14 protein-coding genes are annotated in these 12,721 nt (G+C 70.7%); 5 read left to right on the top strand and 9 right to left on the bottom strand.

Going from position 1 to position 12,721, the window contains the following annotated elements; all coding sequences use genetic code 11:
* Positions 1-29: 29 nt before the first annotated feature.
* Positions 30-887 carry a 3-hydroxyacyl-CoA dehydrogenase family protein gene (locus ACFYPM_RS00345; RefSeq protein WP_387189619.1) on the bottom strand — a complete coding sequence of 286 codons (858 nt, stop codon included), beginning with the start codon at positions 885-887 and terminating at the stop codon, positions 30-32.
* A gap of 176 nt (positions 888-1,063) precedes the next feature.
* On the opposite strand from ACFYPM_RS00345, the gene ACFYPM_RS00340 reads away from it, so the two are divergent.
* Positions 1,064-1,351 (top strand): hypothetical protein, encoded by a 288-nt coding sequence (locus ACFYPM_RS00340; protein WP_357243566.1) that lies wholly within the window; start codon positions 1,064-1,066, stop codon positions 1,349-1,351.
* 43 nt (positions 1,352-1,394) lie between these two features.
* Here the strand turns inward: ACFYPM_RS00340 and ACFYPM_RS00335 are convergent, their stop codons facing one another.
* A complete protein-coding gene (locus ACFYPM_RS00335) occupies positions 1,395-2,174 on the bottom strand; it encodes a class I SAM-dependent methyltransferase (RefSeq protein ID WP_387189617.1) in 780 nt (259 codons plus the stop codon).
* A 54-nt stretch (positions 2,175-2,228) separates the two neighbouring features.
* Between ACFYPM_RS00335 and ACFYPM_RS00330 the strand changes: the two genes are divergently transcribed.
* Positions 2,229-2,624 (top strand): PPOX class F420-dependent oxidoreductase, encoded by a 396-nt coding sequence (locus ACFYPM_RS00330; RefSeq protein WP_387189615.1) that lies wholly within the window; start codon positions 2,229-2,231, stop codon positions 2,622-2,624.
* 104 nt (positions 2,625-2,728) lie between these two features.
* Here the strand turns inward: ACFYPM_RS00330 and ACFYPM_RS00325 are convergent, their stop codons facing one another.
* Positions 2,729-2,938, bottom strand: coding sequence for a BldC family transcriptional regulator (locus tag ACFYPM_RS00325; RefSeq protein WP_007073996.1), 210 nt, complete (start codon positions 2,936-2,938; stop codon positions 2,729-2,731).
* 250 nt (positions 2,939-3,188) lie between these two features.
* The gene (locus ACFYPM_RS00320) at positions 3,189-4,028 is read right to left on the bottom strand and encodes a hypothetical protein (protein WP_387189613.1); all 840 of its coding nucleotides are present in this window, start codon (positions 4,026-4,028) and stop codon (positions 3,189-3,191) included.
* A gap of 193 nt (positions 4,029-4,221) precedes the next feature.
* Between ACFYPM_RS00320 and ACFYPM_RS00315 the strand changes: the two genes are divergently transcribed.
* On the top strand, positions 4,222-5,304 hold the full coding sequence (locus tag ACFYPM_RS00315; RefSeq protein ID WP_387189610.1) for a Glu/Leu/Phe/Val dehydrogenase: 1,083 nt from the start codon (positions 4,222-4,224) through the stop codon (positions 5,302-5,304).
* 300 nt (positions 5,305-5,604) lie between these two features.
* Positions 5,605-5,820: a DUF3073 domain-containing protein gene (locus ACFYPM_RS00310; protein WP_357243551.1), complete on the top strand. Its 216-nt coding sequence runs from the start codon at positions 5,605-5,607 to the stop codon at positions 5,818-5,820.
* A 136-nt stretch (positions 5,821-5,956) separates the two neighbouring features.
* On the opposite strand, the gene amcA is transcribed toward ACFYPM_RS00310, so the two are convergent.
* The 5 genes from amcA to ACFYPM_RS00285 form a co-directional block, all read right to left on the bottom strand.
* Positions 5,957-6,184 (bottom strand): multiple cyclophane-containing RiPP AmcA, encoded by a 228-nt coding sequence (gene amcA / locus ACFYPM_RS00305; RefSeq protein ID WP_357243548.1) that lies wholly within the window; start codon positions 6,182-6,184, stop codon positions 5,957-5,959.
* Complete coding sequence (amcB, locus tag ACFYPM_RS00300) at positions 6,153-7,256, bottom strand: cyclophane-forming radical SAM peptide maturase AmcB (RefSeq protein WP_387191387.1); 1,104 nt, start codon at positions 7,254-7,256, stop codon at positions 6,153-6,155. The genes amcA and amcB overlap by 32 nt, the downstream gene beginning before the upstream one ends.
* Before the next feature lie 126 nt (positions 7,257-7,382).
* A complete protein-coding gene (purM, locus tag ACFYPM_RS00295) occupies positions 7,383-8,537 on the bottom strand; it encodes a phosphoribosylformylglycinamidine cyclo-ligase (protein ID WP_357243545.1) in 1,155 nt (384 codons plus the stop codon).
* Positions 8,538-8,596: 59 nt separating this feature from the next.
* Positions 8,597-10,135 carry an amidophosphoribosyltransferase gene (purF, locus tag ACFYPM_RS00290; RefSeq protein WP_357243542.1) on the bottom strand — a complete coding sequence of 513 codons (1,539 nt, stop codon included), beginning with the start codon at positions 10,133-10,135 and terminating at the stop codon, positions 8,597-8,599.
* 166 nt (positions 10,136-10,301) lie between these two features.
* Positions 10,302-10,655: a sterol carrier family protein gene (locus ACFYPM_RS00285; protein ID WP_357243539.1), complete on the bottom strand. Its 354-nt coding sequence runs from the start codon at positions 10,653-10,655 to the stop codon at positions 10,302-10,304.
* Positions 10,656-10,816: 161 nt separating this feature from the next.
* On the opposite strand from ACFYPM_RS00285, the gene ACFYPM_RS00280 reads away from it, so the two are divergent.
* A partial coding sequence (locus tag ACFYPM_RS00280) for a carboxypeptidase-like regulatory domain-containing protein (RefSeq protein WP_387189607.1) occupies positions 10,817-12,721 on the top strand: 1,905 nt, incomplete at its 3' end.

Genomic DNA, 12,721 nt, shown 5'->3' with positions numbered 1-12,721 from the left:
TGCGGGGCTCGCAAGCTCACTCCTCGCGCTCACTGCTTGACCCCGGCGTTCCACTCGTAGAAGCCGTGCCCCGACTTCTTGCCCAGCCGCCCCTCGTCCACCATCTCCACGAGCAGTGGTGGCGGCGCGAAGCGGTCCCCGTACGCGGCCTGGAGGGTACGGGCGATGTCCAGCCGCACGTCGAGGCCGACCAGGTCGGTGAGCTCCAACGGACCGACCGGGTGCCGGTAGCCGAGCACCATCGCCTTGTCGATGTCGGCGGGGCTGGCAACCCCGTCGGCGACCATCCGGATCGCCTCCAGCCCGAGGGTGACTCCGAGTCGGGAGGTGGCGAAGCCGGGCAGGTCGCGTACGACGACGGGGTCCTTGCCCAACCGGGCGGCGAGCGCGACGGCTGCGGCGGTGGTCTCCTCGGCGGTGGCCGGGCCGACCACGATCTCCAGGAGGGCCATGGCCCAGACCGGGTTGAAGAAGTGCAGGCCGAGGAAGCGCTCGGGCGCGTCCAACCCGGCGGCCAGGTCACCGATGGCGATGCTGGAGGTGTTGCTGGCCAGCAGTGCCGGGCGCAGCGCCGCGGCGTCGCGCAGGACCGCGCGCTTCAGGTCCAGCCGCTCCGGCACCGCCTCCACGATCACCTCGGGGGCCGGGGCGACCTCGGCGAGCGCCGGCCGCAGCGTGACCCGCTGCCGGTGCGTGGCGGCCTCGTCGGCGCTCAGCTTTCCGCGTTGCACGGCCCGTTCCCACAGCTCGGCGAGCCGGTTCTGCGCGGCCCTGCCCCGCTCCGGGTCCACCTCGACCAGTTCGACCGTGTGCCCGGTGCCGGCCGCCACGTACGCGATGCCGAGCCCCATCGTGCCGGCACCGACGACCACGAAACGTCCGCTCATCACGCCTCCCTGTCCCGCCGGCCGGCGCGCGGGGTCCCCGCCACACCGAGCTGGATGTTTCGCCTGCTCCGCTCGCTCATGTTGCGACCCTAGACAGCTCGACGATCCGGCCCATGCTTGGGGGAGCGCGGGATCGGGTAATGACGGCCCGTCAATCGAGGGAAGGACCAGTCGACATGAGCCAGGCACCGGAGAGCGTCACCGACTCCGCGATCGTGGAGACCCGGGGCGACGAGCGGGTCGAACTGCTGCGCGCGGACACCAACAACGACGGCAAGACCGACGTGTGGGTGGTGGACACCGACGGCGACGGCAAGGCCGACCTGTTCCAGTTCGACACCGACGGTGACGGCAAGGTGGACATCACCATGGTCGACATCGACGAGGACGGCCAACCGGACGAGGTGGTCGACGGCGACGGCGGCCTCCCGCCCGAGCAGCTCCCCCCGACCGTCCAGGTCTGAGCGGCACGACGGCCCCTGCGCTCGCTGGCGCAGGGGCCGTCGCTCACTCGGCGAGGCGCAGGGTGGCCAGGTAGTAGGGGGCGTCCCGATCATCCACGTCGGTCAGCCGCCAGCCGGTGCCGTGCACCAGCGCGGCGAACTCGTCGGCCGAGCACACCAGGTAGTCGAACCATTCGGTGCTCAGCTCGCGGTAGCGCAGCCGGAGCCGGAGTTGACCGCTGAGCCGGCCGCGCCGGCGGTTGCGCTCGTGATAGCTGGTGTGCAACGGGTCGCGGGTGCCGTACGGGTCGGTGCCGTGCGCGATGATCTGCGCACCCGGTCGGGCCAGCGCGGCGAGCGCGGCCAGGAACTCGGGAGCGCGCTCCCGCCCCTCGAACAGCCCGAGGTTGTTGCCGAGCAGCAGGAACGTGTCGTACCGCCGTCCGTCGGCGACGTGGGTGTCGACGGTGCCGTGCACCAGCCGTCGGACGCCACGACGCCGGCTGACCGCCAGCGCACCCGCGGAGGTGTCCAGCCCGGTGACCGGTACGCCGCGCTCCTGGAGCAGTAGCGCGATCCGGCCGGCGCCGGTGCCGATGTCGAGCGTCTGGCCGCGTACCCGGTCCACGGCCCGGTGGTCGTACGGCTGCCAATCCTGCGGCCCGTCCAGGTAGTGGGCGGCCGGGGCGCCGTTGATGAGACCGTCGTCCCGCTCGATGATCTCGATGACCGGCCGGGGTAGTCGGCCGCCGACAAGCGGTCGCGGTCCCACCCCGGTGGCCACGGCAAGCGTGTCCCGCAGCAGTTCGCCGATCACGTCACCGATTTGAGGCTCGCCCGTCACGGCGTTCACGCTATCTGTCCACTCGGCGGCCGGTGGCGGCCGTATCCTGGCGGCGTGACCACGCTGGACCGGCTGTCCGCCGAGAAATATCTGCTGCTCACGACCTTCCGCAAGGATGGTCGGGCGGTGCCGACCCCGGTCTGGGCGGTCCGCGACGGTGAGGCGCTGGCGGTCTGGACCGGGGCCGACTCGGGCAAGGTCAAACGGATCCGCAACAACGGCCAGGTGACCGTGGCACCGTGCGACGTGCGGGGGCGGCCGCACGGGGCGGAGGTGTCAGCTCACGCCACGATCTACGGCGGTGGTGACACCGGTCGGGTTCGTGATCTGCTCAAGCACAAGTACCGGCTGATCGGCCGGCTGAGCCTGCTGGGCAGCCGCTTGCGCCGCGGCGAGGGCGGCACGGTCGGCATCCGGCTGACGCTGACCGAGGACTCGCGCCGGGGGTGACGCCGACCGCGGCCCGACGCTGAGGTCGGTCGGCTGTCACCCCGGCCATGGAAAGGGGCGGCGGATCGAGATCCACCGCCCCTGACCGGAAAAACTGGAGCCGCTCAGTCGCCCTGCCGCTGCTGCGGGATCTGACCCTGCAGCAACGCCCTGACTTCCGACTCACGGTATCGACGGTGGCCACCCAGAGTGCGGATGGCGCTGAGCTTGCCCGCCTTGGCCCACCGGGTCACCGTCTTCGGGTCGACACGGAACATCGACGCCACCTCGGCCGGCGTGAGTAGCGGCTCTGGTTCGTGCGTTCGCGATGCCATCGGTCACTCCTCCACATGTATAGACATCGGCCGGGGTCCCGCCGGCCGACGCGTCTCCCATGGTCCGGCTAGTCCCCGATGTCCGACATGGGCCGAACGGATGAAGGTCCCTAGACGGACGGATGAACCATGCCCGATTTTTGCGACTTTTACACGGCAGAAGCTACCTTATTGGGACTCATGATCACGGTTCGTGATGCGTCGACTACGAGCGAACTTCACCTTGGGAGCGCTCCTACGAGCATATGCCCTAGTTACACCGCTCCAGCAGCTGCACCGCACGCCACCGGGCGACCAGTTTGTCGTACGCGGCGGACGCCTCCTCCGCCTCACCCCGCGACAGCCCCGCCAGGCCCTCGGCGACCAGTTCGGGCGAGTCGTCCGCCGCGAGAGTCTCGTCGGGAAGCAGGTCGACCAGGCCGCCGTAGTCCAGTTCGACCACCGACCGAGGATGGAACTCCTCCAGCCATCGAGCCGCCTCCTCCACCGCCTCGGTGATCGGCGCCTCGCCCACCGACTTGCGCAGGACGGACAGCGCCCGGGACGACCGACGGCGGGCCTTGGAGATCTCCGTGCGGTAGCGCAGCGCCCGGCGACCGGGCTGGGTGACCAGGTCCCGCTCGGCCGGCTCGAAGAGCACGAACCAGCGCAGCGGCACGCCCCACGTGGCGATCTGCTCGTGCACCCGGGGCACCCCGTGCTCCAGCACCCGGGCACCACTGCGCCAGTCGTCGATCACCGCCCTGGCCTGCCCGGCCAGCACCGGCGGCACGAAGGCGTCGGCGAGCACCGAGGGCACCCCGTCCCGGGCGCTGAGCGCCGCCTCAGCGACCCGGATCCGCAGGTTCCAGGGGCAGACCAGCAGGCTGTCGTCCGTCTCCAGGACGTACGCCTCTTCCGGCAGGTCCGGCAGTCGGGTCCAGCCAGCGCCCAGCGCCTCGATCACCGCCGTCCGCTGCCGGCCGGGACCCTCGACCGGAGCCACCGCCCGCCCCTCGGAGACGTAGCGACGCCAGTAGCTCTGCCGGTCTCGGTCGAAGGCGGTCAGCGGTTCGTACACGCGCAGGTAAGAAGCGAAGAGCGACGGCACGGCGCGATCCTCCCACGAACCGCACCCGTACGCGGTCAGCGGCCGAACCACGCGCGCCGCAACGTGGGACGGCGGTGGCGCGTCGAGCGCTCGCAGGGCGGCCGATACTAGGCTCGATCACACCGGCAGCATCCCCGCCGGCGTCCACCAGGTCCGCGTCCCACAAGGGCGCACACCACTCCAGGAGCCAACAATGGGTGTATTCGCGAGCACCGACGACCCGGTACCGACAGGTCACGAACAGGTCGTGTTCTGCCAGGACAAGCAGAGCGGCCTGAAGGCGATCATCGGGATCTACTCCACCGCGCTGGGGCCGGCGCTCGGCGGCACCCGCTTCTACCCGTACGCCAGCGAGGACGACGCCCTCGCCGACGTGCTCGACCTGTCGCGCGGGATGGCGTACAAGAACGCGCTCGCCGGGCTGGACCTGGGCGGCGGCAAGGCCGTCATCTGGGGTGACCCGGAGCAGATCAAGAGCGAGGCGCTGCTGCGCGCGTACGGACGCTTCGTGGAGTCGCTGGGCGGTCGCTACTACACCGCCTGTGACGTCGGCACGTACGTGGCGGACATGGACGTCGTGGCCCGGGAGACCCGCTACGTGACCGGGCGCAGCGTGGAGCACGGTGGTGCCGGCGACTCGTCGATCCTCACCGCCTGGGGTGTCTTCCAGGGCATGCGGGCGGCCGCCGAGCACGTCTGGGGCACCCCGAGCCTGCGGGGCCGCCGGGTCGGGGTGGCCGGGTTGGGCAAGGTCGGCAAGTACCTCACCGGGCACCTGCTCGAAGACGGCGCCGAGGTGGTCGCCACCGACGTCAACCCGAAGGCGCTGGCATGGGTGCGTACCAACCACCCGCAGGTCACCCTTCTGGACGACGTCAGCGCGCTGGCCGCCGCGGACATCGACGTGTACGCGCCCTGTGCGCTGGGCGGCGCCCTGAACGACGAGAGCGTGCCGGCGCTGCGCGCCAAGGTGGTGGCCGGCGCCGCGAACAACCAGCTCGCCCACCCGGGCATCGAGAAGCTGCTCGCCGACCGGGGCATCCTCTACACCCCGGACTACGTCGTCAACGCGGGCGGCGTCATCCAGGTGGCCGACGAGATCGAGGGCTTCAACTTCGAGCGGGCGAAGCTGCGGGCGACCCGGATCTACGACACCACGCGCGAGATCCTGCGCCTGGCTGACGCCGAGGGCGTGCCGCCGGCGGTGGCCGCGGACCGGCTGGCGGAGCGGCGGATGGCGGACATCGGCCGGCTGCGCGGGATCCACCTGCGCTGAGCGTTTCCGGAGGCGGATCGACGGGATCCGCCTCCGGGCCCCCCTGGCCGGCTCGCCTGGGTAAGCTGAAGTCGGGTCAACTTTCATGCGGTTTGTCCGGTGTCACGGGTGCTAACCGATCCACTCCTTACCCGGTACACTGGGTGACGGCCGGATCGACGCGACGCGCAGAGCCGGCTGACGGTAACCCGAGGTGCCGAACGATGGCATCCCCATGTACCGTAAGAGCCACGAGAGATGCCTGACGTCATCGGGGCCCGCCTTCGGGCTGCCCCGCATTCTGTGCGAGGGGGTCGAGCCATGGGGCGCGGCCGTGCTAAGGCCAAGCAGACAAAGGTGGCCCGGGAGTTGAAGTACCACTCCCCGAACACCGACCTCACCGCCTTGCAGCGCGAACTGGCGGGTGCTGGTAAGTCTGAGCACCACTTCGACGACAACTCGAAAGAGTCCGTCGACGACGATGATGAGGATCACGCGGACGACGACCCGGATCCCTGGGTCCGTCCGACCCGCTGACCTCTCGACGCAACTGAGCACGCGGTAAGTCCGCGTGCTCACGCACGTTCCGTGCAGGTGTAGTAGCCGACGATCAGGGGCCTGACCCGACCGGAGTGACTCCGGTCGCCCGACAGGCCCCCGATCGTGGCTCACCTCAGCGTGGGCGATTGTTCCAGTTGTAGAACGTCGGGATGTTCTCGAAGTGGTTCCAGGCGCAGACCGCGCTGGCGCCGTCGCTTCCCGAAACCTCGGAGCGCAGCCTCCGCGCGTCTTCGGCCTCCTGCAACAGCGCGACGAGCGCAGGACCCGCCTCCCGCACCCGTTCGGTGACGCCGTCGTCCGCTTCGCGCTCAGGGCGCCGGTGACTGGTGGTCTCGGGCATGCTCCAACACTCCCTCCAATAGGCGGATCTTGCTGTTGCGGCAGTGCTCGGTCTCCGTACCGTCAAAACGCCCCAGCTCGAAGTAACGGTTGGCGGCATGGCCACCCCCGCAGAAACCGAAGTACGGACAGGACACCCGGCAGGCCTCCACCCCGGCCAGGAACTCGCCGACCCACGGCGTCGCCGCGGCACCGGCGATGATCTCCGCCAGCGGGGTTCGCAGCACGTTGCCGCTGCTGAAGTCGCCGTAGCGAGGGTCGCTGAAGCCGGCTAACTCCGGGGACAGCACGATCACCGAGCCGTCGTGACCGATCGTCGGGATCGGGTCCAGGTGGCGGGGCAGCACCCCGTCCGCCGAGTTGTCGAGCACGGCCGCGGCGTAGCGCAGCGACCACTCGATCTCGCGCAGGTGGATCCGGGGATCCCGACGCCAGGCCGCGACCAACTCGGCCCAGAAGCCGGTCACCGCAGCCGGGTCGTGGCTGTTGTCGCGGGTGTTGACCCCCTCGGTCTCCTCGATGTTGACGCCCAACACGTCGCAACCCAGGTCGAGGAAGTAGTCGTACAGCTCGGTGGCGAGCCCCGGCTCCGGCCGGGACACCACCGCCAGCGCGGAGAACGGCAGGCCGTGCCGACGCAGCGCCTCGACACCCCGCAGGATCCGGTCGTACGCCGGCTGGCCGCCCCGGTTGACCCGGTCACCGTTGCGCGACCGGGGACCGTCGACGCTCACGCTCACCCGCATCTCGTGCCTGGTGAAGAAGTCACACCAGTCGTCGTCGATCAGGGTGGCGTTGGTCTGCACGTGATGTTCGACATCGGGCCCGAACGGTGCCATCAGGTCGGCCAGGTGCTCCCGGCCGGCCGCCAGCGGCTCACCGCCGTGCCAGACCACCGAGAACCGGCCCGTCGCCGCCCAGGGGTTGACCGCCGCCGCGACCGCCGCGGCCACCGTCACCGGCATCCGCCGGTCGGCGGCCCGAAACGGCAGGTAGCAGTATGTGCAGTCGAGGTTGCAGAGGGTGGTCGGCTGCATGACGACGTACGACGGGACGGCCGCCAGACCGCGCATCCCGCTGAACGACTGTCCCCGAGCAGCCATCGCCCTCCTCCGCCTAGCCTGAGCCCTTCAGGCTAGGCGGCATTGGCCACTCGGGTGAAGCCCTGATCAGGTGCCCGTACGATCACCAGCGCGTGATCAACCTCGGGTGTGCTGACCGACCATCTGCACGTTGCCGGTGCCCTCGATGATCTCACCGGCCTGCCAGGCCTCGACCCCACGGCCGGTGAGCGTGGCCAACGCGCGGTCAGCGTCCTCCGCCGACACGATCGCGAACATGCCGACACCCATGTTGAAGGTCGACTCCATGTCGTGGTCGTCGATGCGACCCTTCGACTGGATCAGGTCGAAGATCGGCTGCGGCTTCCACGTGGAGCGGTTGACCACCGCGTCGACGTGCTCCGGCAGCACCCGGACCAGGTTGCCGGGGATGCCTCCGCCAGTGATGTGGGACAGCGCCCGCACCTCCGCCTCGGCGATCAGCTTGAGGCAGTCCTTGGCGTAGATCTTGGTCGGGGTGAGCAGCTCCTCGCCGAGAGTCCGCTGCCGGCCGAAGTCGTCGATCACGATGTCGAGTCGCATCCGGGCGGCACCGAGCAGCACGTGCCGAACCAGCGAGTAGCCGTTGGAGTGCAGGCCGGAGGATCGCATGGCGATCACCGCGTCGCCCACCTCGACCCGCTCCGGGCTGAGGATGTCGGCTTCCTCGACCACGCCGACACCGGTCGCGGAGATGTCGTACTCGTCCGGGCGGAGCACGCCGGGGTGCTCGGCGGTCTCCCCGCCCAGCAGCGCGCAGCCGGCGTAGCGGCAACCGTCGGCGATGCCCGCGCCGATCTCGGCGACCTTGTCCGGCACGACCTCACCGGTGGCGATGTAGTCGAGCAGGAACAGCGGCTCGGCACCACAGGCCACCAGGTCGTCGACGACCATCGCGACCAGGTCGATGCCGACGGTGTCGTGGATGTCCATCTGCTGGGCGATAACCAGCTTGGTGCCCACCCCGTCGGTGGAGGACGCCAGGATCGGGCTCTTGTACTTCTTCGTGTCCAGCCGGAACAGGCCGGCGAACCCACCGAGGTCACCCATCACCTCAGGGCGGCGGGTCTGGCGCACCTTCGACTTGAGCAGTTCGACCGCGCGGTCGCCCGCGTCGATGGAAACTCCGGCGTCGGCGTACGAGACCGAGCGTTTGCGGGCCTGCCGGCTGGTGCCGGCAGTCCAGGGCTGTCGGTCGCCGCCGGCGCCGGTCGGGCTGCTTCCTGCGCCGTTGCGCTCGGACACGTGCGTCACGGTTCTCCCCTTTGGTTCTCGGTGCCGCGCCGACGGTGGCCGGGCCGCGCCGGTTGGTGCTACGGGCGGTTTGCGGTAACGCCACCCGGAGTGGCGACGGACGAGCCGTTTGTGTGCGGGGCTTCCGGCGCCGAGTTCGTGACCCGTCGACCCACCCCTTCGAGCACGTGCTTGCCGATCAGGTTGCCGGCCGGCAACTCGATCGGGTACTCCCCATCGAAACATGCCCGACACAGCCGGGTCTTCGGCTGCTCGGTTGCGGCGATCAGGCCGGGAAGGGACACGTAACCCAGCGTGTCGGCGCCGATGGAGCGCCGGATGCCGTCGTTGTCCAACCCGTTGGCCAGCAGCTCCGCCCGGGTGGCGAAGTCGATGCCGTAGAAGCACGGCCAACTGACGGGCGGCGAGGAGATCCGGACGTGCACCTCCAGCGCCCCTGCCTCACGCAGCATCCGGACGATGGCGCGCTGGGTGTTGCCCCGCACGATCGAGTCGTCCACGACCACCAACCGCTTGCCCCGGACGTTCTCCCGCAGCGGGTTGAGCTTGAGGCGGATGCCGAGCTGACGCAGGGTCTGCGACGGCTGGATGAACGTGCGACCCACGTACGGGTTCTTCATGAGGCCGGCACCGTAGGTGATGCCGGACGCCTCCGCGTAGCCGATCGCGGCCGGGGTGCCGGACTCCGGCACCGGGATCACCAGGTCGGCCTCGACCGGGTGCTCCTTGGCCAACTGTCGACCGATCTGCACCCGGGCCGCGTGGACGTTGCGCCCGGCGATCGTGGCGTCCGGACGGGCGATGTAGACGTACTCGAAGAGGCAGCCCTTCGGCTCGGGCGCGGCGAACCGGGTGGAGCGCAGCCCGTTCTCGTCGATCGCGATCAGCTCGCCCGGCTCAACCTCACGGACCACACTCGCACCGACGATGTCCAGGGCGGCCGTCTCGCTGGCCACCACCCACCCGCGCTCCAGGCGGCCGAGCACCAGCGGGCGGACGCCGTGCGGATCGCGGGCCGCGTAGAGGGTCGACTCGTCCATGAAGACGAAGCTGAACGCGCCGCGCAGCTGCGGCAGCACCTCCAGAGCGGCCGCCTCTACCGACAGATCCGGTCGGCCGGCGAGCAGCATCGTCACCAGGGAGGTGTCGTTCGTCGAACCGTCCGCGACGAGGCCGCGCTCGGCGACCTCCTTCTCCAACTCGGCGGTGTTGACCAGGTTGCCGTTGTGGGCCAGCGCGATGGTCGTGCCGGAGGTGGTGGACCGGATCGTCGGCTGGGCGTTCTCCCAGTTGGACGCGCCGGTCGTGGAGTATCGGGCGTGCCCGATGGCCAGGTGGCCGCGCAGGCTCGCCAGGGTGGGCTCGTCGAAGACCTGGGCCACCAGGCCGAGGTCTTTGTAGACCACCACGCCGGAGCCATCGCTCACCGCGATGCCCGCCGCCTCCTGGCCGCGGTGTTGCAGGGCGTAGAGGCCGAAATAGGTCAGGTTGGCGACCTCTTCGCCGGGCGCCCAGACGCCGAAGACACCACAGGCGTCTTGGGGGCCAGGTCGTTGGGGGTCAAGGTCGTGGCTCAGCCGGCCGTCGCCTCGGGGCACCTACCGCTCCCTCATGCTGGTCTGGACCGGCTGGGCGGGATCACGGGCGGATCCACACTCGTCTGCCGGGACCACTCTCATCGCCTGACAGTGTACGCGAATCGCCATCAACACAGATAGTCACGTTTCCCATGCCGAGCGTCACGGTGAGTAGGACATCGGACGATCAGAGGGGAAGATAGGCCGAGAGGTCCGCCCGGACACCGCTCATCTGGACGCGACCCTCGGTGACCGCCTCCGCCCATCCGATCCGCCCGGTGGCCAACTCCAACCACGTGTCCGCGGCCATCTCGACCACGTTTGACGGGTTTCCCCTGGTGTGTCGAGGCCCGGGTACGCACTGGATCGCACCGTATGGTGGTACGCGCACCTCCACCGATCGGCCGGGGGCGCGCTCCGCGAGGATGGCCAACAACGACCGGACCGCCTCTCGGAACACCGGCCGTTCGGGTGTACGCCCCTCATCGAGCGCCGACAACGCGGCCGCAACGGCAGCGGACTTACTGTGCGGAGAGGACACGAAGGGACGATACGACCCGAAGGCCAGCCACCTGACGTTGGCCCTGGGTCGCGCCAATCCAGTTGGACAAGGCATAGTTGCCGACGGCGTATTCGAACCGTGATGATCCCCGGCCCGGCGCCCCGCCGGTCAGAGGGAAGTCAGCCCGGAAGGCGGTGGACGTGTCAACACACCGACGTGCCTGGAAGCAGCGGGCCGGTGTGGTCGGAGCGCTGGTTGCCGGCGCTCTGCTCGCCGTCCCCGCCACACCAGCAATGGCCGCCAAGATCAGCACAGCTGACAACTCGGCCACGATCGACGCGGGCAAGAGCAGCACCGTCAACGTGCTCGTCCGACCGGACCCGGACGAGAAGTCCGCGGACATCGACATCACCGACCTGCCCGACGGCGTCACCTGCGGGGGCTGCGGGCCGATCAACTTCGACTCGGCCGACCCGAAACCAGTGACGCTGACCCTGACGGCAGCGGGCGACGCGCCTGCGGCCAACGGCGCCTCGGCGAAGATCACGGTGTCGGGAGACGGTGGTTCCCGCACGCTCCGGGTCACCGTCAAGGCGGCCGCCGCGCCGCCACCGCCGCAGACGCCGACCGTGCAGTCGGTCTCCGGCAAGGTGGTCGTCCAGGCCGACAGCAAGGCCGTGCCGAACGCGGTGGTCATGCTGCTGGACAGCACCGGCAAGCGCTTCGACACCACGAGCGACGGCAGCGGCAACTTCCGCTTCACCGGCACCACGGAGAAGCCGATCGCGCCGGGTCGGCTCGACCTGGGTGCCACCTTCGACAACGTGCAGGCCCGCAAGACGCTGACCGCCGCTGCCGGGCAGGCCATCACCGGGCAACGGATCAGCCTCGCGATCAAGGTCGAGGTGACGCCCAGCGCCACGCCGTCCACCACCGCCGAGGCCACTCCCACCGAGGAGCCAGCCGATGAGGGCGCGAACGACCAGGGCGCCGACGGCGCCAGCGCGGGCCCGCCGGCGAACGCCTCGAAGACCGAGGAAGGCGGCAACGGCGCGGACTCGTACCTGATCATTTTGCTCGGTGGTCTGCTGGTGGCCGCCGGTGTGGGAACGATCGTCCTGCTCTGGATGAAGCGCAAGGAGAACGGCGACGACGACGACGCCCCGGCTGCGGCTGGTGGCGGCGCTGTGGTGCCGCCGGCACGGGGCGGTTACCGCGGCCCCGACGACCAGGCCCGGATGGCCGGCGGCCGGCCCGTCGGCGGCGCGGACCCGACCATGGTCGGCGGTGCGGCGCTGAGCGAGGCACCGACGATGATGCACCGCCCGGTGGTCGACGACGTCCCACCGGACCCGTACGGCGCCCCGGCGCAGGCGTACGGCGGCGCGGGGCAGCAGGGTTGGGGCGGCGCCGGCTACGGCGACGAGCCCGCGCCCGGCGGGTACGGGGCCGGCGGCTACGGCAACGCCCCCGCGTCCGGCGGCGGTTACGGCACCCCGGCAGGTGCCGAGGGCGGCTATGGCGCGGCTGACGGCTACGGTGCGGCACCCGGTTCCGGCGCTGGTTACGGCGCCGCGCCGGCCGCCGGTGGCGGCTACGGCAACGCCCCCGCGTCCGGCGGCGGCTACGGCAGCCGCGACTACCCCGCCCAGGCCGGGGGGACCGCTGCCTACCCGCCCGCACCCGCAGGCGGAGCGGCCTACGGCGAGCGGTACGACGAGCCGACCGGCCGGTACACCGGCGAGAGCACCCAGTACCCGGCACCGGCCGACCCGTACGCCACGGGCGTCTACCAGCCGGAGCAGGGGCCGGGGTACGGCCAGCCCGATCCGGCTCCGTACGGCGGCGCTCGGGCCGCCGAGCCGACCGGGGGGTACGGCGGCCAGCAGGCCGGCGGCTACGACCAGGGCGGCTACGGCCAACCGGCCGGCGGCTACGACCAGGGCGGCACCTACGGCCAGGAGCCCCCGCAGCAGCGCGGCGGCTACGACGACCGCGGCTACGAGCAGGGCGGCTACGGCCAACCGGCCGGCGGCTACGACCAGGGCGGCACCTACGGCCAGGAGCCCCCGCAGCAGCGCGGCGGCTACGACGACCGCGGCTAC

Origin of the sequence: Micromonospora sp. NPDC005203, from assembly GCF_042872705.1 — a bacterium.
GTDB lineage: Bacteria > Actinomycetota > Actinomycetes > Mycobacteriales > Micromonosporaceae > Micromonospora.
Note: the sequence above shows the minus strand (reverse complement) of the source record. Positions and strands in the feature narration are given on the sequence as shown.

Excerpts from the sequence above, each read along its gene's own strand:
- amcB (WP_387191387.1), bottom strand. The coding sequence starts at position 7,256 with ATGCGCGGTCTGGCGGCCGTCCCGTCGTACGTCGTCATGCAGCCGACC.
- ACFYPM_RS00340 (WP_357243566.1), top strand. The coding sequence starts at position 1,064 with ATGAGCCAGGCACCGGAGAGCGTCACCGACTCCGCGATCGTGGAGACC.
- amcA (WP_357243548.1), bottom strand. The coding sequence starts at position 6,184 with ATGCCCGAGACCACCAGTCACCGGCGCCCTGAGCGCGAAGCGGACGAC.
- ACFYPM_RS00310 (WP_357243551.1), top strand. The coding sequence starts at position 5,605 with ATGGGGCGCGGCCGTGCTAAGGCCAAGCAGACAAAGGTGGCCCGGGAG.
- ACFYPM_RS00345 (WP_387189619.1), bottom strand. The coding sequence starts at position 887 with ATGAGCGGACGTTTCGTGGTCGTCGGTGCCGGCACGATGGGGCTCGGC.
- ACFYPM_RS00315 (WP_387189610.1), top strand. The coding sequence starts at position 4,222 with ATGGGTGTATTCGCGAGCACCGACGACCCGGTACCGACAGGTCACGAA.
- ACFYPM_RS00325 (WP_007073996.1), bottom strand. The coding sequence starts at position 2,938 with ATGGCATCGCGAACGCACGAACCAGAGCCGCTACTCACGCCGGCCGAG.